The sequence below is a fragment of the Pseudomonas baetica genome (genome assembly GCF_002813455.1).
GTDB lineage: Bacteria > Pseudomonadota > Gammaproteobacteria > Pseudomonadales > Pseudomonadaceae > Aquipseudomonas > Aquipseudomonas baetica.
In genome coordinates, this window is record NZ_PHHE01000001.1 from 2,907,597 (window position 1) to 2,926,138 (window position 18,542).

Here is an 18,542-nt window from a genome sequence, read left to right on the forward strand (position 1 = left end):
CATGCAAACTCGTGACGATATTTTCAACACCCTGCGCGATGCCTTGGTCGAGCTGTTCGAACTGGAGCCTGCGCGCATCAGTCTGGAATCAAACCTGTATCAGGATCTGGAAATCGACAGCATCGACGCGGTCGATCTGATCGATCACATCAAGCGTCAGACCGGCAAGAAAATCGCCGCCGAAGAATTCAAATCGGTGCGCACCGTCGGTGACGTGGTCGAGGCGGTTTTCCGTCTGGTTCAACCGGCCGCATGAGCCGATTGATCGGCCTGGGCCTGCTGCTGGCCGGTCTGCTGTACCCCTTTGCGGTGTATTTCGGCATGGAGCACTTTGCCCCGTGGCAGTTTGGTTTGCTGCTGGGCAGCCTGTGGCTGGCGCGCGCGCTGACCGGCGAACGCAAACCCGGCAGCCTGTGGATGGCCTGCGTGGCCATTGTCTTCTGCCTGCTGCTGGCGATGTTCGACAGCCCGCTGTTGCTGCGCTGGTATCCGGTGCTGATCAGCGGCTTCATGCTGGTGCTGTTCAGCCTGAGTCTGAAATTCGGCCCGCCGATGGTCGAGCGCCTGGCGCGGCTTCGCGAACCGCAGCTGCCAGCCAACGCGATTGCCTACACCCGAAAGGTCACTGTGGCCTGGAGCGTGTTTTTCTTCTGCAACGGTTTGTGCGCCGCCCTCCTCACCCTGTGGGCGCCGCTGCATTGGTGGATGTTGTACACCGGCCTGATCTCCTACGGATTGATCGGCTTGATGTTTGCCATTGAATGGCTGATACGACAACGGGTAAGAGGCCGTACATGAACTGGATAAAACTTGAGCAGTTGTTGCTCAAGACCCTGCCGGCACGGGCCATCAGCCACGCACCGGCACTCGATCACGCGCAACTGTGCGAACAGGCGCTGTGCGTCGCCGCCGGCCTGCAAGCCCAAGGTGTGCAGCGCTTGGCCGTGCATCTGGAAGACGCCGCCGAACTGGCCATCGCCCTGCTCGGCGCCTGGCGTGCAGGCGTCAGCGTGTTGCTGCCCGCGGATCTGCAAGCGCAGACCCGCCAGCGCTGGTCGGGCGAAGTCGATCTGTGGCTGACCGATCAAACCGGTGACAGCTGCCTGGCTGACTTGCATGAGCCTGCAATGCCAGGCGCTGAGCTGAACCTCGATGAGTGCCGCTTGAGCCTGTGCACTTCCGGCTCCAGCGGTGAACCGAAGCGTATCGACAAGACCCTGCGTCAAATGGCCAATGAGGTCCAAGCGCTGGAACAGCTGTGGGGCTCAGACCTCGGTGAAGCCTGCATCATCGGCAGCGTCGCGACCCAACACATTTACGGCTTGCTGTTTCGCGTGCTGTGGCCGCTGTGCGCCGGGCGAACCTTCTTGCGCAAGCAACTGCCCTTCCCCGAGGATTTGCAGCGCGCCAGTCGCGAGCATCCGGCCTTCGCCTGGGTCGCCAGTCCGGCGCTGCTCAAGCGCATGGGCGACAACCTCGACTGGCCGGCCCTGAGCGCCGTGCGCCGGGTGTTTTCCTCCGGCGGCGCGTTGCCGGCCGAAGCCGCGCAGAGCCTGCATCAACGCCTGCAACAGTGGCCGACGGAAATCCTCGGCAGCTCGGAAACCGGCGGCATTGCCTGGCGTCAGGGCGAAACCCTGTGGCAGCCGTTCGCCGCTGTCGAACTGAGTCAGGACGCCGACGGCGCCCTGCTCATCGCCTCGCCTTACCTGCCCGCCGGCCATGTCGAACACACCGCCGACGCTGCGCGCATCGCTGCCGATGGTCGCTTCGAACTGCTGGGGCGGCTGGACCGTATCGTCAAACTTGAAGAAAAACGCATTTCCCTGCCGATGCTCGAGCAAGCGCTGGTCGCCCACGATTGGGTCGCCGAAGCGCGTCTGGGTGTGGTGCAGGAAAATCGTGCCGTCCTCGGCGCATTACTGGTGCTCAGTGCAGACGGCCTGTTTGCGTTACGCGAACACGGCCGCCGCAGCCTGACCGAAACCCTGCGCAAGCACCTGAGCCAGCATTGCGAGGCCCTGGCCCTGCCGCGGCGCTGGCGTCTGGTGCGGCAACTGCCGTTGAACAGCCAAGGCAAGCTGCCGCAGGCCGACATCGAAGCGCTGCTCATCGCTGATCGCCCGAAAGCCCCCGAAGTGCTGGAGCAAGTCGAAACCGACGGCGAATGGAGCCTGCAACTCAGCGTGCCACCGGATCTGGCCTACTTCAGCGGCCACTTCCCCAAGGCCCCGGTATTGCCCGGCGTGGTGCAGGTCGAATGGGCGCTGAACCTCGGTCGCCAGTTGCTGAACCTGAACGCAGCGTTCACCGGCATGGAAGTGCTGAAGTTCCAGCAACTGGTGCGCCCCGGCGATGAAATCCAGTTGCATCTGCGCTTCGACCCCGAGCGCCGCAAGCTTTATTTCGCTTACCGCAATGACACGGCGACCTGCTCCAGCGGGCGGATTTTGCTGGGGGCGGATCATGCATAACCCCTGCGCCGTGATTCCGGTTTACAACCACGAAACCGCCATCGGCACCGTGGTCGACGCTTTGCTCGCGCAAAATCTACCGTGCATCCTGGTCGATGACGCCAGTACGCCATCCTGCGCGCGCGTGCTCGATGGCCTGGCCGAGCGCGATAACGTCTATCTGGTGCGGCTCACCGTCAATCAGGGCAAGGGCGGCGCGGTGATGACCGGTCTGCGTGAAGCCTCACGCCTGGGCTTCAGTCATGCCTTACAGGTTGACGCCGATGGCCAGCACGACCTGCTCGACGTCGCTCGTTTCGTCGAAGAATCCCGCGCCCATCCTGAAGCGATGATCTGCGGTTATCCGCTGTTCGACGAGAGCGTGCCAAAGGGCCGGTTGTACGCGCGTTACCTGACTCACGTGATGGTCTGGATCAACACGCTGTCGTTGCAGATTCGCGATTCGATGTGCGGCTTTCGTGTCTATCCACTGGCGCCGACCCTCGCGCTGATCGATTCGGCAAAAGTCGGCAAGCGCATGGACTTCGACTCGGACATTCTGGTGCGCCTGTCATGGCGCAATCAGCCGATGCGCTGGCTGCAAACCAGCGTGCATTACCCGCTCGATGGCGTGTCGCACTTCCGGCTGCTCCACGACAACGCGCTGATTTCCAGCATGCATACGCGGCTGTTCTTTGGCATGTTGCTGCGCTTGCCGGTCATCCTCTGGCGGCGGTGGCGCACATGAGCCTCGAGACCGACAAAAAGCACTGGGCCGACCGCGAAGAACGCGGCAGTTTCCTGCTGATGAAATTCACCGCACTCGCCGCCAAAGTCCTTGGCCGGCGTCTGCTGAGCCCGTTGCTGTACGGCATCGTTTTGTACTTTTTCCTGTTTGGCCGCACCGCCCGGCGCAGTGCCTGGCAGTACCAGCAGCGTTTGGCTGACTGGAACAAACGCGAAGACTTGCGTCCGAGTCATTGGCGCGTGTTTGGCCAGTTCATGGCGTTCGCCGATTCGATGCTCGACAAGCTCGACGTGTGGAACGGCAAGCTGCGCATCGAGCAGATCGAAATCATCGATCCGGCGCTGCTGCGCAATCAACTGCGCGGCAGTCGCGGGCAACTGCTGGTCGGCGCGCACCTGGGCAATCTCGAAGTGTGCCGGGCGCTGGCGGAGATCGGCGAAAAGGTCACGATGAACGTCCTCGTACACACCAAGCACGCCGAGCAATTCAACCGGTTGCTCGGCGAGGCCGGGGCGACCAATCTGCGCCTGATTCAGGTCAGCGAACTTGACCCGGTGATCATGCTGCAACTGCACGAACGCCTGGAACGCGGCGAGTGGCTGGCGATTGCCGGCGACCGCGTGCCGCTGCATGGCGGGCGCAGCGTTACTGTCGACTTCCTCGGTCATCCCGCGCCCTTCCCGCAAGGCCCGTGGCTGCTGGCCGGTTTGCTCAAGTGCCCGGTCAATCTGCTGATGTGCCTCAAACAACCGGACGGCCACTATCGCCTGACCCTCGAACCCTTCGCTGACGCCGTGGTGTGGAAGCGCAGTGAGCGCGAGCAGGTCATTCATCAGTGGGCCACCCGCTATGCGCAGCGCCTGAGTCACTATTGCCTCGAAGCGCCGCAACAATGGTTCAACTTTTACCCTTTCTGGAAGACCGATGACGACGCCAACCCATGAGCCGGTAACCTTCGGCGAACGCCCTCTGCGCATCGAAGACGTGCTGGCCCTGGCCAACCGTCAGGCGCCCGTGCAGTTGCAGAGCGACGCGGCTTACCGCGAACGCATCGCCAAGGGCGCGCGGCTCCTCGATTCGCTGCTGGACAAGGAAGGCGTGATCTACGGCGTGACCACCGGTTACGGCGATTCCTGCGTGGTTGCGGTGCCGCTGCATCACGTTGAAGCGTTGCCGCGTCACCTCTACACCTTCCACGGCTGCGGCCTCGGCAAACTGCTCGACGCACAGGCCACCCGCGCGGTGCTGGCGGCACGTTTGCAGTCGCTGTGCCACGGCGTATCCGGGGTACGCGTGGAACTGCTGGAGCGTCTGCACGCCTTTCTTGAACACGACATCCTGCCACTGATTCCGGAAGAAGGTTCGGTCGGCGCCAGCGGCGATCTGACGCCGCTGTCGTATGTCGCCGCGACGCTGTCCGGCGAGCGTGAAGTAATGTTCCGCGGCGAGCGTCGTCAGGCAGCCGATGTGCACCGCGAATTGGGCTGGACGCCGTTGGTGCTGCGCCCCAAAGAAGCGTTGGCCTTGATGAACGGCACCGCCGTGATGACTGGCCTCGCCTGCCTCGCCTACGCCCGCGCCGATTACCTGCTGCAACTGGCCACGCGCATCACCGCACTCAATGTGGTGGCGCTGCAAGGCAACCCGGAACACTTCGACGAACGCCTGTTCGCCGCCAAACCGCACCCTGGGCAAATGCAAGTCGCCGCGTGGCTGCGCAAGGATCTGGCGATCGACGCGCCGACTGCGCCGCTACATCGCTTGCAGGATCGCTACTCGCTGCGTTGCGCCCCGCATGTGCTCGGCGTGCTGGCCGACAGCCTGAACTGGCTGCGCGCGTTCATCGAGACCGAGCTCAACAGTGCCAACGACAACCCGATCATCGACGCCGAAGCCGAACGTGTTTTGCACGGTGGGCACTTCTACGGCGGGCACATCGCGTTCGCCATGGACAGCCTGAAAAACCTGGTGGCCAACGTCGCCGACCTGCTTGACCGTCAACTGGCGTTGCTGGTGGACGAGCGTTACAACCACGGTTTGCCGAGCAACCTGTCCGGCGCCAGTGCCGATCGAGCGATGCTCAATCACGGCTTCAAGGCTGTGCAGATCGGCACCAGCGCCTGGACCGCCGAAGCGTTGAAAAACACCATGCCGGCCAGCGTGTTCTCGCGCTCCACCGAGTGCCACAACCAGGACAAGGTGAGCATGGGCACCATCGCCGCCCGCGACGCGATCCGCGTACTGGAGCTGACCGAACAGGTCGCCGCCGCCACGCTGCTCGCCGCCAACCAGGGCGTGTGGCTGCGAGGTCAGGCTGAAGACGCGCGACCGTTGCCACCGTCTCTCGCGGCGATGCACGAAGAACTGGCCAAGGACTTCCCGCCGGTCATCGAAGACCGTGCGCTGGAAGGCGAGCTGCGCCTGTGCCTGCAACGCATCGCCGCGCAACACTGGAGGCTGCATGCGTAGTGCCGGAGTGCTTCACGCCGATACGGAAATCCTCGTGCCGTTTTTTGACGTCGACACCATGCACGTGGTCTGGCACGGCCATTACGTCAAATACCTGGAAGTAGCGCGTTGTGCGCTGCTCGACAAGATCGGCCACAACTACACGTACATGGTCGAGTCCGGTTACGCCTGGCCGATCATCGACCTGCAACTGCGCTACGTGCGTGGCGCGGTGTTCGGCCAGAAGCTCAACGTACGCGCCAGTCTGGTGGAGTGGGAAAACCGCCTGAAGATCAACTACCTGATCACCGACCTGCAAAGCGGCGAGCGCCTGACCCGCGCAAGCTCCGTGCAAGTGGCGGTCGAAGTGAGCAGCCGCGAGATGCAACTGGCCTCACCAAAAGTCTTCACCGATGCCGTGGAAAGGATGCTGCGATGAATGTTTTTGTTAAAGGCTTGAGCGTACTGGCGCTGCTGGCGATGTCGTCTCTGGCTAACGCCTTCGATCTGCAACAGCTCAGTGAACAACTGGCGAAACCGGACGTGATCCACGGCCAGTTCATCCAGGAAAAACACCTGCGCGCCCTGCCCCAGCCGCTGATCAGCAAGGGCAGCTTCGTTCTCGCGAAAAATCACGGCCTGCTCTGGCTGCTGAAATCACCACTGCAACAGGACTACCGCATCAACGCCAAAGGCATTGCCCGGCGTGACGGCAACGGCTGGCAGCTGCTGCCGAACAAGAGCGCTGGCGCCGAGCAGAACCGCTTGTTCCTCGCCGTGCTGCAAGGCGACAGCAGTGGTCTGCAACGGGATTTCGAACTGGCCCTGAGCGGCGATGCGCAGCAGTGGAAACTGACGCTGACGCCGCGTTCATTGCTACTCAAACAAGTCTTCAAGCAGATCAACATCGACGGCGGCGAACTGGTGCAAACCATCGAACTGCTGGAAACCCAAGGCGACAGCACCGTGCTGCGCATGCAGGACAGCAGCGCCGGCCAACCGTTGAGCGACGCGGAGCAACATGACTTTGCTGAGTGAACGCAGACTGCCGTGGCTGTTCCTGATTCTGCTGCTGGCCGTCATCGCGCTGGCCGGTTGGCAGTGGCGCAACGGTGCGCCGCTGTCGGCGAACCTGATGGAACTGGTGCCGGGCACGAACCCCGACGCCCTCGAACTGCGTGCCGAACAGCGCATGCAGGAACCGCTGAATCGCGAAATGCTGGTGCTGGTCGGTCACGCTGATCGCCAGCAAGCGCTGGCCATGGCGCAGACGCTGGGCGAGCAATGGCAGGCCAGCGGACTGTTCGACAAAGTGCAGTGGAACCTGCAAGCCGATCTGCCGGCCCTGCGCACGCAACTGCTGCAAGGGCGGCTGGCGATGCTCTCGGCAGATGATCGGCAACTGCTGATCGAGCACCCCGACGCGTTCATTCAGCAACGGGTGCAGGCGCTGTTTGACCCGTTTACCGGTTTCAGTCTGGTGGCGAGTCAGGATGACTGGCTGGGCCTGACCGGACGCATCCAGAACAGCCAGCCGAAACACGGCGCGGTACAACTGGACATCGGCAGCGGCGCGCTGGTCGCCGACGCTGACGGCAAGAGCTGGGTGCTGCTGCGCGCGCGCACCACCGGTAATGCCTTCGACATGAACCTGCCGCTGCAAGTGGCGGATCTGCTTCAGCACAGTCGTGACCAAGCGGCACAGTCCGACGTGCAATTACTGGCCGCCAGCGGTTTGCTTTACGCCGCCAATGGCCAGCAACAAGCCACACGCGAAATGACCTGGGTCGGCGGTGGCGCCACGCTGGGCATTCTGTTGTTGCTGCTGTTGGCGTTCCGCCGCTGGCGGGTGCTACTGGCTTTAGTGCCAGTGTTGGTCGGCATGCTGTTCGGTGCGGTGGCGTGTGTGGCGCTGTTCGGGCATATGCATGTGATGACACTGGTGCTCGGTTCCAGCCTGATCGGCGTGGCGGTGGATTATCCGCTGCACTATCTATCCAAGAGCTGGAGCCTCAAGCCGTGGCGCAGTTGGCCGGCCTTGCGCCTGACCCTGTCCGGGCTGACGTTGAGCCTGATCACCAGCGCCATCGGTTATCTGGCGCTGGCGTGGACGCCGTTCCCGGCGCTGACGCAAATCGCAGTGTTCTCCGCTGCCGGGTTGCTCGGCGCCTATCTGTCGGCGGTGTGTCTGCTGCCGGCGCTGCTGAAGAATGTCGAACTGCGTCCGGCGCAATGGCCGCTGCATCTGGCCGAGCGGTTAGTCGGTCTGCGGGAAAAACTACTTGAACGCGTGCGCACCCCGGTGTTGCTCGCACTGCTGATCGCGTTTTGCGTAGGCGGTCTGCTGCAACTGCAAAGCAAAAACGACATCCGCCAGTGGGTCGGCGCACCGCAACGCCTGACTGATGAAGCGCAGACCATCGCACGCATCACCGGCTATCAGCCGACCAGCCAGTTCTTTCTGGTGCGCGCCGCCAACCAGCAGGAATTGCTCGAACGTCAGGCGGCGCTGAGCGAGCGTCTGCAGCAACTGGTCAACCTCGACAAGCTGCAAGGCTATCTGGCCCTCGATCAACTGCTCAGCCCGCCGGGTCAGCAACAGCAAGTGCGCGAAGCACTGAACAAACTGCCGCAATTCTGGCAGCCGTTGATCGATCTCGGCGTGCCCGTCGCCGCGCTGCAAACCGAGCTGCAACAGTTGCAGTCGCTGCCCCTTGAGGACATCGACGTTGCACTGGCCGGGCCGCTCGGCGAGCCGTACCGCACGCTGTGGCTCGGTCCGACCGAAGATGGCGTGGCGGCGATGACCAGCCTGCAAGGCCTGAACAATCCGTCGCTGCTGCGCGTGCAGGCGCTGGATCTGCCGGGCGTGGTGCTGGTGGATCGCCTCGGTGATCTGAACAACGTTTTTGCCGCGACGCAGATCAGCGCCGCCGAGTTGAAACTCGCCTCCTGCGTGTTGATCGTCTTGGTGTTGATCCTGCCCTTCGGCTTCGGCGGGGCTTTGCGCATCGTTGCTCTGCCGTTGCTGGCAGCGCTGTGCAGTCTGGCCAGCCTCGGCTGGCTCGGTCAGCCGCTGACCCTGTTCAGCTTGTTCGGCTTGCTGCTGGTGACGGCGATCAGCGTTGACTACGCGATTCTCATGCGTGAGCAGATCGGCGGCGCGGCGGTGAGTCTGCTCGGCACCTTGCTGGCGGCCGTGACCACATGGCTGTCGTTTGGCTTGTTGGCGGTTTCCAGCACACCAGCGGTGAGCAATTTCGGTTTGTCGGTGAGTCTAGGTCTGGCGTTCAGTTTCATGCTCGCGCCTTGGGCCGGGCGTCATGAACACACCGCTAGCGTTTCGGAGCGTGCAGCATGATGGTCATCGGTTTCTGGCTGCTGGCCCTGGCGTTGTTCGTCTTAGCTACTCGCATCGGCCGCCACTTCGGCCTGATCCCGATTGTCAGCCAGTTGCTGCTGGCGAGTTTCGGTTTGCCGCTGCTGATGTATTTCTGGATCGAACCGGGCTGGCAGCTCAGCGGTGCCGAACTGATCGCACCGGTGTGGCTGAAAAACCTCTACAGCCTGAGTTTTGCGCTGTTGCTCGGGCATATCCTCAGCGATGTGATCGATCTGCGCCTGGATCGCCAGAGCGTGAAAATCGCCGTGCCGAGTTTCGCCGTGCCGTTTGCCTGTGGTCTGGCGGCTGCGTACTGGCTGCTGCCCGCGCAACCGTGGCTCAACTCACTGGCCATCGGTCTGGTGTTCGCGATTACCGCGATCCCGGTGCTGTACTTGTATCTGCGCCACATCGATTACCCGCCCTCTGCCACCCGGCGCCTGGTGCAGACAGCGATCCTGATCGATCTGACATGCTGGACGCTGTTCGGCCTCGCTCAGGGCAGTTTGCACCTGAGCGGTCTGTTGCTGCCGCTGGGCCTCGCGTGCGTGCCGTTAGTGCTGTATCTGTCCGGTGTGCGCCGACCACTGACTTACAGTCTCGGTTTCTTCGCGCTGCTGGTCATGGCCGAGCACTACAAACTCAACGCACTGATTTTCGGCATCGGTTATCTGCTGTGCATGGCCGCGCTGAAAGTACCGCTGGTGCTGCCGCTACCGGCGCGCTGGATGAGCCGTTTGCAGACGTGGATCGCGATCCCGCTGATCCTCACCTTCGGCATCGTCCAGATCGATGTGCACGCGGCTCTCGCCAGCCTCGGCGCCGGGCAATGGGCGGCGCTGCTGCTGTTGCCGATTGCCAGTAAACTGCTCGGCAACTGGCTCGGCCTCGGCTGGGCCGGTGCTTCGTTTGCAGGCGCCAGCCGCTGGCGTGAAAGCGTGCTGCTGAACATTCGTGGCCTCAGCGAAATCGTCTTTCTCAACCTGCTGTTGCAACAACACCTCATCACCCCGGCGCTGTACTTCGCGCTGATGCTGATGGGCCTGATCGCCACACTGTTGCCGGCCCTGATTGGCCTGCACCGTGCGCCACTGAATTTGCCTACCTCATTACCCCGGAGCTCACGTGCCAATCGTTGAAATGGAATCCCGTCAGGTCGTGATCATCGGCGCCGGCCCGTCCGGCGCCATCGCCGCCGCACTGCTCAAGCGCAAGGGCCACGACGTGCTGGTCATCGAGCGTCAGCACTTCCCAAGGTTTTCCATCGGCGAAAGCCTGCTCAGTCATTGCCTGGACTTCGTCGAAGAAGCCGGCATGCTCGACGCCGTCAACGCCGCCGGATTCCAGCGCAAGACCGGCGCCGCGTTTGCCTGGGGCGAGCGCTACAGCGCGTTTGATTTTGGCGACACCTTCACCCACGGCAAGCCGACCACGTTCCAGGTGCAGCGCGCCGATTTCGACAAATTGCTGGCCGATCAAGCGGCGCTGCAAGGTGCCGAGATCCGCTATGGCGATGCCATCGTCAGCGTTGATTTCGACCGGACAAAACCACAACTTGATGTGCGTCGTGAAGACGGCAGCGAATACCGCGTCGAGGCCGATTTCGTCCTCGATGCCAGCGGTTACGGTCGCGTGCTCTCGCGCTTGCTGGATCTGGAAGCGCCATCGAACTTCCCGGTGCGCCAAGCCGTGTTCACCCACGTCGAAGATCACATCGACAACCCGGCGTTCGACCGCGAAAAAATCCTCGTCACCACCCACCCGCAGCATCGCGATATCTGGTTCTGGACGATCCCGTTCAGCAACGGTCGTTGCTCGGTGGGCGTGGTTGCCGCAGCGGAGCACTTCGCTGGCCGCGATGACGATCTTGATGCCTGTCTGCGTGGTTTCATCACCGAGACGCCAAGCCTGGCCGGCGTCCTGAACAATGCCGTGTGGGACACGCCAGCGCGCACGCTCGGCGGGTATGCGGCCAACGTCAAAACCCTGCACGGGCCAGGCTTCGCGCTACTGGGCAACGCAGCAGAATTTCTCGACCCGGTGTTCTCCTCCGGCGTGACCATCGCCATGCGTTCGGCGAGCATGGCAGCGGCGGTGCTGCACCGTCAGTTGCAGGGCGAAACCGTCGACTGGCAAAGCGAATTTGCCGAACCGCTGAAACGCGGCGTCGACACTTTCCGCTGCTACGTCGAGGGCTGGTACGCCGGCACCTTTCAAGACGTGATTTTTTATGAAGACAGCCAGGCGGAGATTCGCCGGATGATCTGCTCGATCCTCGCCGGTTACGCCTGGGACGAACGCAACCCGTTCGTCAGCGAGGCGCGCCGCCGGTTGAAGATGATTTCCGAACTTTGCGCAAAGGACGCCCCATGACTTACCTGAGCGACAGCTACGTCGAGGAAACCCGCTTCGGTTTCTGGTTCCTGCGCAGCCACACCTGGCAGCACCATGTGTTGCGCGTGGCGATCAACGATCTGCGCAGGTTGTTCAGCGAGTCGTTGCCGGCAAACCCGGTGTTGCTGGATGCCGGTTGCGGTCAGGGCAAGTCGTTCCGTCACCTGCGCCAGACTTTCGCGCCACAGCGTTTGATCGGCATCGACGCCGATCCGCACAGCCTTGAGTTGAGCGGCGAAGAAGCGGTGCGCCAAGGCCTGGATGTCGAGTTGATCGGCAGCGATTGCGCAACGCTGAACGTGCCGGACGCCAGTGTCGACCTGCTGTTCTGTCATCAGACCTTTCATCATCTGGTCGAGCAGGAAAAGGCCCTCGCCGAGTTTTATCGAGTGCTCAAGCCCGGCGGTTATCTGCTGTTCGCCGAATCCACCGAGGCTTACATCGATACGTGGGTGATCCGCTGGCTGTTCCGCCATCCGATGCATGTGCAAAAGAGCGCTGCGCAGTATCTGCAGATGATTCGCGAGCAGGGTTTCGAGTTTGGCGAGCGCAACGTCTCGTACCCGTATTTGTGGTGGAGCCGCTCGAAGGATTTTGGTTTGCTGGAGCGGTTCGGGGTGCGCAAGCCGAAGCCGTTTGGCGAGCGTGAGGAAACGCTGGTGAACGTCGTCGCGCGCAAGCCATTGGCAGGTGATATCTGATGCAACACTTTCGACCTGTACACCCCAAACCCTGTGGGAGCTGGCTTGCCAGCGATAGCGGTGTATCAGTCAGCCCCAATGTTGAAAGTGCCGACGCCTTCGCGAGCAAGCCCGCTCCCACAGGGTTTGTGGTGTGGCTGATGCTGGCGATGTTTGCCCTGCTAAGCGGTTGCGCCAGCCAGGCGCCGCTGCCAACCGGCAACCCGACGTTGCCGCTGCCCTTGCAACTGCACATCGAACGCCAACAAGCCGAACAACGCCAGGACTGGCTGCTCGTCATTCAGCGCGAAGGCCCAGGCATCCGTTGGTCGATGATGGACCCGCTGGGCATTCCTCAGGCCCGTCAGCAACTGATCGACGGCCACTGGCAGGCCGACGGTCTGCTGCCGCCCAATCCGGAAGCCCGGGAGCTGTTCGCCGCGCTGCTGTTCGCCCTGACGCCGTCTGGCGAACTGATGCGCAATTACCCCTCCGCGCAGCAACAGGGTGGTCAACGTTCATTGTCCGCGCGCTGGAACATTCGTTATGTACAACCGTTGAGCTTTGAATTAGACCTGCCCCAAGGCCCGCACTATCGCGTTTCTCCACTCGGTGAACCGACGCCATGACCGCCTACCTGAATGCCCTCGGCGTCATCTGCGCCCTTGGCCGCGACAAGCAAGAAATCGCGCGCAATCTGTTCGCCGGCGACTGCTCGGGCATGCGCCCCGAGTCGGGCTGGGTGGCGGAGCGTGAGTTGCCGGTGGCCGCCGTACACGGTGAATTGGCGCCGATCCCGCCAGAACTGGCCGGCCAGAGCAGTCGCAATAATCAGTTGTTGCTGGAAGCCGCGCTGCAGATTCGCGCCGACATCGATCACGCGATCCAGACTTACGGCCGCGACCGCATCGGCGTCGTGCTCGGCACCAGCACCTCAGGCATCGATGAAGCCAGCCGAGGCCTGGCGCATTTCCTCCGTGAGCAGCATTTCCCGGCGCAATACGACTACGGACAACAGGAACTCGGCGCTCCGGCAAATTTCCTCGCCGACTGGCTGCAACTGAGCGGCCCGGCCTACGTGATTTCCACGGCCTGCACGTCCAGCGCCCGCGCACTGATGAGCGCGCAACGCCTGCTCGATCTCGGTTTATGCGACGCGGTGCTGTGCGGTGGCGTCGACAGTCTGTGCAAGCTGACCCTCAACGGTTTCTCTTCACTGGAAGCGGTGTCCGACGAGCGCTGCAATCCGTTTTCAGCCAACCGCAACGGCATCAACATCGGCGAAGCGGCAGTGCTGTTCGTGATGACCAAGCGACGTGGCGATGGCCCAGCCATCGCCCTGCTCGGTGCCGGCGCCAGCTCAGATGCGCACCACATCTCAGCGCCAGAGCCGAGCGGACGCGGCGCCCTGCAAGCGATGCAGAAAGCCTTGCGCCGCGCTGATCTGCAAGCGGCGCAAATCAACTATCTGAACCTGCACGGCACCGCGACCCAGCACAACGACGCCATGGAAAGCCTGGCCGTCGCCACACTGTTTCCCGACGGGGTCGCCTGCTCCTCGACCAAACCGATGACCGGCCACACCCTGGGCGCAGCCGGCGCACTGGAAGCCGCGTTCTGCTGGTTGAGCCTGAGCGATGACAACCCGACACACGCCTTGCCGCCGCACGTCTGGGATGGTCAGGCCGATCCAGCCCTGCCGCCGCTCAACTGGGTGACCGCAAGCGAACGCCTGTCGTCCATTGCACCCCGCTACCTGATGAGCAACTCGTTTGCCTTCGGCGGCAATAACGTCAGCCTGATTATCGGAGACGCCCCATGACCGACTGGCCGCTCGCCGAACTGCTGCCCCACGCGGGCGACATGATTCTGATCGAGCAGATTCTCAGCTTCGACGAAGAGCAGATTTACACCCGCCTCACGGTCAAGCCTGACGGCCTGTTCAGCCTGCCCGACGGCAGTTTGCCAGCGTGGGTCGGCATCGAGCTGATGGCGCAGAGCGTCGCCGCGTTCGCCGGCTGCCACGCGCGACGCAAAGGCAATCCGGTGGAGCTGGGCTTTTTGCTTGGCACACGCAAGTTCGAGTGCAACGTCGACGCGTTTCCTGCGGGCTGCGAGTTGACCATCCATGGCATCCGCTCGCTGGAAGACGACAACGGCATGGGCGTTTTCGAGTGTCACATCAACGGCGCAGGCATCGCCGCCAGCGCACGCTTGAACGTGTTCCGCCCGCCACAGCCAACCCAATATCTGCAACAAGCAAAGGAGTCGAACGATGACTGAATCCGTACTGGTCACCGGCTCCAGCCGTGGCATCGGCCGCGCCATTGCCTTGCGTCTGGCGCAAGCCGGACATGACATCGTCCTGCATTGCCGCAGCGGCATTGCCGAGGCACAAGCTGTGCAAGCCGAAGTCCAAGCGCTGGGCCGCAGCGCGCGCATCCTGCAATTCGACGTTGCCGACCGTGAAGCCTGCAAAAGCATTCTTGAAGCCGACGTCGAAACCCACGGCGCCTATTACGGCGTGGTGCTCAACGCCGGTCTGACCCGCGACGGCGCGTTCCCGGCGCTGAGCGATGACGATTGGGACGTGGTGCTGCGCACCAATCTCGACGGTTTCTACAACGTCCTGCACCCGGTGATGATGCCGATGATCCGCCGCCGTGCCGCCGGTCGCATTGTTTGCATCACGTCTGTATCGGGGCTGATCGGCAACCGTGGCCAGGTCAACTACAGCGCCTCCAAGGCCGGCGTTATCGGCGCAGCGAAAGCGTTGGCGATTGAGCTGGGCAAGCGCAAAATCACCGTTAACTGCGTCGCGCCGGGCCTGATCGACACGGCGATGCTCGACGAAAACGTGCCGGTGGAAGAACTGATGAAAATGATCCCCGCGCAACGCATGGGCACCCCCGAAGAGGTGGCCGCTGCAGTAAATTTCCTGATGTCGGCGGAAGCCTCGTACATCACCCGTCAGGTACTGGCGGTCAACGGAGGCCTGTGCTGATGAAGCGCGTCGTCGTCACCGGCATGGCCGGCATCACCTCGCTGGGCAGCGACTGGGACACCATTGCTGGCAACTTCGCAGCCAACCGCAGCGGCATCCGCCGGATGGACGAGTGGGATCGCTTCAGCGAACTCAACACACGCCTGGCCGGGCCCATCGATGATTTCGTGGTGCCCGCGCACTGGACCCGTAAGCAACTGCGCAGCATGGGCCGGGTGTCGCGCCTGGCAGTCGGTGCGGCGGAACAAGCGCTGGCCGACGCCGGTTTGCTCGGCGACGCCTCGATCAAGGACGGGCGCATGGGCGTGGCTTGTGGCTCGTCCACCGGCAGCACCGACGAGATCAAAGCCTTCGGCAACATGCTGCTCAACTCGGTGGCCGAAGGCCTGAACGCCAACTCCTACGTGCGGATGATGCCGCACACCACCGCCGCCAATATCAGCATCTTCTTCGGCCTTACCGGGCGCCTGATCCCGACGTCCAGCGCCTGCACCAGCGGCAGCCAGGGCATCGGCTACGCGTATGAGGCGATCAAGTTCGGTCGCTTGCCGTTGATGCTCGCCGGCGGCGCCGAAGAACTCTGCCCGACCGAAGCCATGGTCTTCGACGCGCTCTACGCCACCAGCCTGAAAAACGATGCGCCGCAAACCAGCCCACGCCCGTATGACAAGGGTCGCGACGGTCTGGTGATCGGCGAAGGTGGCGGCATGCTGGTGCTTGAGGAGCTGGAACACGCGCTCGCTCGCGGCGCACACATCCACGCCGAAATCGTCGGTTTCGGCAGCAACGCCGACGGCCAGCACACCACACGCCCGGAACAAACCACCATGCGCCGTGCGATGGAGCTGGCGCTGGAAGACGCCGGCCTGACGCCGGATGCCATCGGTTATGTCAATGGTCACGGCACGGCTACAGAACAGGGCGACATTGCCGAAACACTGGCGACCAGCAGTTTGTTTGGCGAACGCATGCCGATCAGCTCGCAGAAGAGTTTCCTCGGCCACACCCTCGGGGCCTGCGGCGCGCTGGAGTCCTGGTTCAGCATCGAGATGATGAACCGCGACCTGTACGTGCACACGTTCAACCTCGACGAGGTCGATCCGCACTGCGGCAAGCTCGATTACCTACGCGGCGAATTCCGCCAGATGCACCACGACTACGTGATGAACAACAATTTCGCTTTTGGTGGCGTCAACACCTCGTTGATTTTCCGCCGCTGGCCGCAACCGAATTAATCCAGGTCAAGGAGACCTCCATGCACTTCAAGAAACTCGCTGCCTTCACTCTGCTGCTCTGCGCCTTGCCGGCCGTCAGCCAGGCTCGTGACACAGCGGTTTACCTGCCGTTCGACAAAGCCGTCGCCGAAGCGACCCGTTCGGGCAAAATCGATGGCAGCGTGAAGTTCTATCTGGCCGGCAACACCCCGGCCGGCAAAGTCACCGTGCTCAGCCCAGGTGCCGTGACCAACAAGAAAACCAACGCCTTCAACAAGTCCGACACAGAGGCCTGCGAGTGGGTCGTGCAATCGGCCATCATCAGCCTGCACCAGGCCGCGAAAAGCGCCGGCGCCAACGCAGTGACCAACATCGTCAGCTTCTACAAGAGCAACGAGCGCAAGGATGCGCAGACCTACGAATGCCACGCCGGCGCGATCATGGCGGGGATTGCGTTGAAGGGTGATCTGGCGAAGGTGCAGTAAACGCCAGAAACCACAAAGGGCGCCATTCGGCGCCCTGCTCATTTCAGCATCTACACTCATCCTGACAGGCCATCGCACCGCCTGCCGGAGCGGCGAGCCCAATCCCCCCCTGCACTCGCGCTTCTCTTTCACCGTCAAGGAGATGACCATGCAAGTGAAAGCCCTGATCGCCGCCACGCTCTTCAGCCTGCTGCCCAGCGCCAGCCACGCCACCAATCTGATGTACATGCCCTTCGAAACCGTGCTGTCGGATGCGATTCGCGCCGGGCGGCTGGATGGCAGCGTGAAGTTCTATTTGGTCGGCAATGGCCCGCAGGGCACACAGCAGTTATTACGCCGCGATGTGATCAGTGATCTGAAGACCAACGGTTTCAACAAGAGCGACCACAATTCCTGCGAGTGGGTGTTGCAGTCGAATCTGATCAAGTTGCAGGCCGAGGCCAAGCGGGTAGGGGCGAATGCGGTGGTCAATATCGTCAGCTATTACGACCGGCATGTGCGCAAGGATTTGAATACCTATGAGTGCCGGGCGGGGATTTTTGTCACGCGGGTGGCATTGAAGGGGGATTTGGTGCGGTTGCCTTAGGCATTCTGGAATTTTTTGGCGTAGCGGCCGGCCTCTTCGCAAGCAAGCCCGCTCCCACAATTGATCTTCAGTGAACACATACTGTACGCATGACACAAATCCCCTGTGGGAGCGGGCTTGCTCGCGAAGAGACCAGCAGCCATTACACAATCAAAGGGTCGACCTTGCGCGTGAGCAGTTCGACGAACGCCTTGGCCATCGGTGATTTCTGATCCTTGCGCTGCACCAGCCACACCGCCGAAATCGCTTCAGGATCCAGCAGCGGCCGATACACCACGCCGTCGATGCGCATCCGCTGATAAGAGGCTGGCAAGACAGAGACGCCCAACCCCGCTGCCACCAGACCAATGATGGTCATCGCCTCCCCCGCCTCTTGGGCAAAGTGCGGACTGAAGCCTGCGTCACGCGCCAGGCTGAGCAGTTGTGCGTAAAGACCGCTGCCATAGCTGCGCGGAAAGAACACGAACGGCTCCAGCGCCAGCGCCGAAAGAAACAGGCCCTCCTCGCTGCCCTGGGCCAACGGATGCTTGGCGCTGAGCACAGCCACCAAAGGCTCGCGCATCAATTCCACCACGCTCAAGGAATCGGGCAGGCCCAGCGGACGCATGATGCCGACTTCGATCGACTCGTCCACCAGCGCCTCCGCGACCTGTGTACTGCTCATTTCCCGCAGGTTCAGGTGCACCGCCGGGAAACGCTGACGAAAGGAAAAGATCGCCTGCGGAATCGTCGAGTTGAACGGCGCAGAAGAGGTGAAGCCGATCTTCAGTTCCCCGAGTTCGCCGAGTTGCGCACGACGGGCGACATCCGCCGCTTTGTCGACCTGCGCCAGTACCAAGCGCGCCTCCTCGAGAAACAATCTGCCGGCCTCGCTCAGCTCGACCCGACGATTGGTGCGCTCGAACAGCCGTGCGCCGACCTCTTGCTCCAGCGACTGAATCTGCTGGCTCAATGGCGGCTGAGAAATCCCCAGCACCTGTGCGGCCCGGCCGAAATGCAGTTCTTCGGCAACGGCGATGAAGTAGCGCAGGTGACGCAATTCCATGAAAACTCCATTAGGTCGTTAAAGCTATCAAACAGGTCGAACAATATATTGGATAGAAACATTAGCCAGCTATATGCTTTTTTCCATTGCCTGCCTGGCCGTG

20 protein-coding genes are annotated in these 18,542 nt (G+C 62.3%); 19 read left to right on the forward strand and 1 reads right to left on the reverse strand.

What is annotated here, in order from left to right; translation table 11 throughout:
* Position 1 precedes the first annotated feature (1 nt).
* The 19 genes from ATI02_RS13125 to ATI02_RS13215 all read left to right on the forward strand — a co-directional run bounded on the left by ATI02_RS13125 (position 2) and on the right by ATI02_RS13215 (position 17,394).
* Complete coding sequence (locus tag ATI02_RS13125) at positions 2-256, forward strand: acyl carrier protein (protein ID WP_095187409.1); 255 nt, start codon at positions 2-4, stop codon at positions 254-256.
* On the forward strand, positions 253-798 hold the full coding sequence (locus ATI02_RS13130) for a COG4648 family protein (protein ID WP_100846486.1): 546 nt from the start codon (positions 253-255) through the stop codon (positions 796-798). The genes ATI02_RS13125 and ATI02_RS13130 overlap by 4 nt, the downstream gene beginning before the upstream one ends.
* On the forward strand, positions 795-2,474 hold the full coding sequence (locus tag ATI02_RS13135; RefSeq protein WP_095187411.1) for an acyl-CoA synthetase family protein: 1,680 nt from the start codon (positions 795-797) through the stop codon (positions 2,472-2,474). Before ATI02_RS13130 ends, ATI02_RS13135 begins: the two co-directional genes overlap by 4 nt.
* Complete coding sequence (locus ATI02_RS13140; protein WP_095187412.1) at positions 2,467-3,201, forward strand: glycosyltransferase family 2 protein; 735 nt, start codon at positions 2,467-2,469, stop codon at positions 3,199-3,201. Before ATI02_RS13135 ends, ATI02_RS13140 begins: the two co-directional genes overlap by 8 nt.
* Entirely contained in the window at positions 3,198-4,145 is a 948-nt protein-coding gene (locus ATI02_RS13145) for a lysophospholipid acyltransferase family protein (protein ID WP_095187413.1), read from the forward strand. The genes ATI02_RS13140 and ATI02_RS13145 overlap by 4 nt, the downstream gene beginning before the upstream one ends.
* Positions 4,126-5,670, forward strand: a complete 1,545-nt coding sequence (locus ATI02_RS13150; RefSeq protein ID WP_100846487.1) for an HAL/PAL/TAL family ammonia-lyase — start codon at positions 4,126-4,128, stop codon at positions 5,668-5,670. Before ATI02_RS13145 ends, ATI02_RS13150 begins: the two co-directional genes overlap by 20 nt.
* Complete coding sequence (locus ATI02_RS13155) at positions 5,663-6,088, forward strand: acyl-CoA thioesterase (protein ID WP_100846488.1); 426 nt, start codon at positions 5,663-5,665, stop codon at positions 6,086-6,088. The genes ATI02_RS13150 and ATI02_RS13155 overlap by 8 nt, the downstream gene beginning before the upstream one ends.
* On the forward strand, positions 6,085-6,687 hold the full coding sequence (locus tag ATI02_RS13160) for an outer membrane lipoprotein carrier protein LolA (RefSeq protein ID WP_100846489.1): 603 nt from the start codon (positions 6,085-6,087) through the stop codon (positions 6,685-6,687). The genes ATI02_RS13155 and ATI02_RS13160 overlap by 4 nt, the downstream gene beginning before the upstream one ends.
* A complete protein-coding gene (locus ATI02_RS13165; protein WP_100846490.1) occupies positions 6,671-9,010 on the forward strand; it encodes an MMPL family transporter in 2,340 nt (779 codons plus the stop codon). The genes ATI02_RS13160 and ATI02_RS13165 overlap by 17 nt, the downstream gene beginning before the upstream one ends.
* Positions 9,007-10,170 carry a cation:proton antiporter gene (locus ATI02_RS13170; RefSeq protein ID WP_095187418.1) on the forward strand — a complete coding sequence of 388 codons (1,164 nt, stop codon included), beginning with the start codon at positions 9,007-9,009 and terminating at the stop codon, positions 10,168-10,170. The genes ATI02_RS13165 and ATI02_RS13170 overlap by 4 nt, the downstream gene beginning before the upstream one ends.
* Positions 10,157-11,404: an NAD(P)/FAD-dependent oxidoreductase gene (locus ATI02_RS13175; protein WP_100846491.1), complete on the forward strand. Its 1,248-nt coding sequence runs from the start codon at positions 10,157-10,159 to the stop codon at positions 11,402-11,404. Before ATI02_RS13170 ends, ATI02_RS13175 begins: the two co-directional genes overlap by 14 nt.
* Positions 11,401-12,126 carry a class I SAM-dependent methyltransferase gene (locus ATI02_RS13180; protein WP_100846492.1) on the forward strand — a complete coding sequence of 242 codons (726 nt, stop codon included), beginning with the start codon at positions 11,401-11,403 and terminating at the stop codon, positions 12,124-12,126. The genes ATI02_RS13175 and ATI02_RS13180 overlap by 4 nt, the downstream gene beginning before the upstream one ends.
* A 140-nt stretch (positions 12,127-12,266) precedes the next feature.
* Positions 12,267-12,734, forward strand: a complete 468-nt coding sequence (locus ATI02_RS13185; protein ID WP_095187421.1) for a hypothetical protein — start codon at positions 12,267-12,269, stop codon at positions 12,732-12,734.
* On the forward strand, positions 12,731-13,927 hold the full coding sequence (locus ATI02_RS13190; protein ID WP_100846493.1) for a beta-ketoacyl-[acyl-carrier-protein] synthase family protein: 1,197 nt from the start codon (positions 12,731-12,733) through the stop codon (positions 13,925-13,927). Before ATI02_RS13185 ends, ATI02_RS13190 begins: the two co-directional genes overlap by 4 nt.
* Complete coding sequence (locus ATI02_RS13195) at positions 13,924-14,388, forward strand: hotdog family protein (RefSeq protein ID WP_095187423.1); 465 nt, start codon at positions 13,924-13,926, stop codon at positions 14,386-14,388. The genes ATI02_RS13190 and ATI02_RS13195 overlap by 4 nt, the downstream gene beginning before the upstream one ends.
* Positions 14,381-15,109 (forward strand): 3-oxoacyl-ACP reductase FabG, encoded by a 729-nt coding sequence (fabG, locus tag ATI02_RS13200; RefSeq protein ID WP_095187424.1) that lies wholly within the window; start codon positions 14,381-14,383, stop codon positions 15,107-15,109. The genes ATI02_RS13195 and fabG overlap by 8 nt, the downstream gene beginning before the upstream one ends.
* Positions 15,109-16,344, forward strand: a complete 1,236-nt coding sequence (locus ATI02_RS13205) for a beta-ketoacyl-ACP synthase (RefSeq protein ID WP_095187425.1) — start codon at positions 15,109-15,111, stop codon at positions 16,342-16,344. Before fabG ends, ATI02_RS13205 begins: the two co-directional genes overlap by 1 nt.
* A 20-nt stretch (positions 16,345-16,364) precedes the next feature.
* Positions 16,365-16,808, forward strand: a complete 444-nt coding sequence (locus ATI02_RS13210; RefSeq protein WP_100846494.1) for an excinuclease — start codon at positions 16,365-16,367, stop codon at positions 16,806-16,808.
* Between the two features lie 148 nt (positions 16,809-16,956).
* The gene (locus ATI02_RS13215) at positions 16,957-17,394 is read left to right on the forward strand and encodes an excinuclease (RefSeq protein ID WP_095187427.1); all 438 of its coding nucleotides are present in this window, start codon (positions 16,957-16,959) and stop codon (positions 17,392-17,394) included.
* A 142-nt stretch (positions 17,395-17,536) separates the two neighbouring features.
* Here ATI02_RS13215 and ATI02_RS13220 read toward each other — a convergent pair whose 3' ends face one another.
* Positions 17,537-18,439 (reverse strand): LysR family transcriptional regulator, encoded by a 903-nt coding sequence (locus ATI02_RS13220; RefSeq protein ID WP_095187428.1) that lies wholly within the window; start codon positions 18,437-18,439, stop codon positions 17,537-17,539.
* Positions 18,440-18,542: the final 103 nt, after the last annotated feature.

Excerpts from the sequence above, each read along its gene's own strand:
- ATI02_RS13125 (WP_095187409.1), top strand. The coding sequence starts at position 2 with ATGCAAACTCGTGACGATATTTTCAACACCCTGCGCGATGCCTTGGTC.
- ATI02_RS13130 (WP_100846486.1), top strand. The coding sequence starts at position 253 with ATGAGCCGATTGATCGGCCTGGGCCTGCTGCTGGCCGGTCTGCTGTAC.
- ATI02_RS13135 (WP_095187411.1), top strand. The coding sequence starts at position 795 with ATGAACTGGATAAAACTTGAGCAGTTGTTGCTCAAGACCCTGCCGGCA.
- ATI02_RS13140 (WP_095187412.1), top strand. The coding sequence starts at position 2,467 with ATGCATAACCCCTGCGCCGTGATTCCGGTTTACAACCACGAAACCGCC.
- ATI02_RS13145 (WP_095187413.1), top strand. The coding sequence starts at position 3,198 with ATGAGCCTCGAGACCGACAAAAAGCACTGGGCCGACCGCGAAGAACGC.
- ATI02_RS13150 (WP_100846487.1), top strand. The coding sequence starts at position 4,126 with ATGACGACGCCAACCCATGAGCCGGTAACCTTCGGCGAACGCCCTCTG.
- ATI02_RS13155 (WP_100846488.1), top strand. The coding sequence starts at position 5,663 with ATGCGTAGTGCCGGAGTGCTTCACGCCGATACGGAAATCCTCGTGCCG.
- ATI02_RS13160 (WP_100846489.1), top strand. The coding sequence starts at position 6,085 with ATGAATGTTTTTGTTAAAGGCTTGAGCGTACTGGCGCTGCTGGCGATG.
- ATI02_RS13165 (WP_100846490.1), top strand. The coding sequence starts at position 6,671 with ATGACTTTGCTGAGTGAACGCAGACTGCCGTGGCTGTTCCTGATTCTG.
- ATI02_RS13170 (WP_095187418.1), top strand. The coding sequence starts at position 9,007 with ATGATGGTCATCGGTTTCTGGCTGCTGGCCCTGGCGTTGTTCGTCTTA.
- ATI02_RS13180 (WP_100846492.1), top strand. The coding sequence starts at position 11,401 with ATGACTTACCTGAGCGACAGCTACGTCGAGGAAACCCGCTTCGGTTTC.
- ATI02_RS13185 (WP_095187421.1), top strand. The coding sequence starts at position 12,267 with ATGCTGGCGATGTTTGCCCTGCTAAGCGGTTGCGCCAGCCAGGCGCCG.
- ATI02_RS13190 (WP_100846493.1), top strand. The coding sequence starts at position 12,731 with ATGACCGCCTACCTGAATGCCCTCGGCGTCATCTGCGCCCTTGGCCGC.
- ATI02_RS13195 (WP_095187423.1), top strand. The coding sequence starts at position 13,924 with ATGACCGACTGGCCGCTCGCCGAACTGCTGCCCCACGCGGGCGACATG.
- fabG (WP_095187424.1), top strand. The coding sequence starts at position 14,381 with ATGACTGAATCCGTACTGGTCACCGGCTCCAGCCGTGGCATCGGCCGC.
- ATI02_RS13205 (WP_095187425.1), top strand. The coding sequence starts at position 15,109 with ATGAAGCGCGTCGTCGTCACCGGCATGGCCGGCATCACCTCGCTGGGC.
- ATI02_RS13210 (WP_100846494.1), top strand. The coding sequence starts at position 16,365 with ATGCACTTCAAGAAACTCGCTGCCTTCACTCTGCTGCTCTGCGCCTTG.
- ATI02_RS13215 (WP_095187427.1), top strand. The coding sequence starts at position 16,957 with ATGCAAGTGAAAGCCCTGATCGCCGCCACGCTCTTCAGCCTGCTGCCC.
- ATI02_RS13220 (WP_095187428.1), bottom strand. The coding sequence starts at position 18,439 with ATGGAATTGCGTCACCTGCGCTACTTCATCGCCGTTGCCGAAGAACTG.